Raw genomic sequence first — 430 nt, 5'->3', positions numbered from 1 at the left:
GTCATCGACGTCTTCGCCCGCAAGATCGTCGGCTGGCGCGTCTCGACCTCGATGACCGCCGGGTTCGTCTTGGAGGCCCTGCCCCTGGCCATCTGCCAGAGGACACCGTCCGAGGCTGACGAGCTGATCCATCACAGCGACCGCGGCCGCCAATACCTCTCAAGCCGATACACCGAGCGGCTGACTGAGGCGGGGATCGACACCTCGGTCGGCAGCGTCGGAGAGTCCTATGACAACGCTCTGGCGGAAAGCATCATCGGCCAGTTCGAAACTGAGGCCATCAAGTTCCTCGGTCCCTGGAAGACTGTGGGGCAGGTCGAATGGGAAACCCTGAAATGGGTCGACGGGTACAACAACATTCGCGTTCACAGCGCAATCGGCTACCACGCCGCAAGAAGCGGAGGAGGCATTCCACACAAGCTTGAACGCT

General features: G+C 61.6%; 1 pseudogene. It reads left to right on the top strand.

Annotated features, from left to right (window positions below):
• Positions 1 to 430, top strand: a pseudogene (locus BYZ73_RS21790) (DDE-type integrase/transposase/recombinase); the annotation flags it as partial.

This window comes from Rhodovulum viride (genome assembly GCF_003265965.1).
Classification (GTDB): domain Bacteria; phylum Pseudomonadota; class Alphaproteobacteria; order Rhodobacterales; family Rhodobacteraceae; genus Rhodovulum; species Rhodovulum kholense.
The sequence above is the reverse complement of the archived record's forward strand: the minus strand, read 5'-3'. Positions and strand labels throughout refer to the sequence as shown.